Raw genomic sequence first — 887 nt, forward strand, 5'->3', positions numbered from 1 at the left:
TTTTAAAGTTGTATATCATGAAATTATTAAAAATATTGAGTTTAGTTTGCTTAAGCATAAGTATTGGGGCTTGTGCTGAGCATAGTATGAGTCGAGCAAAAACAAGTACAATTCCACAAGTGAATAACTCAATCATCGATCAGAATGTTCAAGCGCTTTTTAATGAAATCTCAGCTGATGCTGTGTTTGTCACATATGATGGTCAAAATATTAAAAAATATGGCACGCATTTAGACCGAGCAAAAACAGCTTATATTCCTGCATCTACATTTAAAATTGCCAATGCACTAATTGGTTTAGAAAATCATAAAGCAACATCTACAGAAATATTTAAGTGGGATGGAAAGCCACGTTTTTTTAAAGCATGGGACAAAGATTTTACTTTGGGCGAAGCCATGCAAGCATCTACAGTGCCTGTATATCAAGAATTGGCACGTCGTATTGGTCCAAGCTTAATGCAAAGTGAATTGCAACGTATTGGTTATGGCAATATGCAAATAGGCACGGAAGTTGATCAATTTTGGTTGAAAGGGCCTTTGACAATTACACCTATACAAGAAGTAAAGTTTGTGTATGATTTAGCCCAAGGGCAATTGCCTTTTAAACCTGAAGTTCAGCAACAAGTGAAAGAGATGTTGTATGTAGAGCGCAGAGGGGAGAATCGTCTATATGCTAAAAGTGGCTGGGGAATGGCTGTAGACCCGCAAGTGGGTTGGTATGTGGGTTTTGTTGAAAAGGCAGATGGGCAAGTGGTGGCATTTGCTTTAAATATGCAAATGAAAGCTGGTGATGATATTGCTCTACGTAAACAATTGTCTTTAGATGTGCTAGATAAGTTGGGTGTTTTTCATTATTTATAAGAATTAGAAGTTTGAGGTTAATCTATT

The 887-nt window shown here is 36.6% G+C and carries 1 protein-coding gene; it reads left to right on the forward strand.

Annotated features, from left to right (window positions below; all coding sequences use genetic code 11):
* The first annotated feature begins 17 nt into the window (after positions 1-17).
* Entirely contained in the window at positions 18-860 is an 843-nt protein-coding gene (locus tag CDG56_RS16720) for a carbapenem-hydrolyzing class D beta-lactamase OXA-58 (RefSeq protein ID WP_002002480.1), read from the forward strand.
* The last annotated feature ends 27 nt before the right edge of the window (positions 861-887 follow it).

Source organism: Acinetobacter sp. WCHA39 (assembly GCF_002165385.1).
Lineage (GTDB): Bacteria > Pseudomonadota > Gammaproteobacteria > Pseudomonadales > Moraxellaceae > Acinetobacter.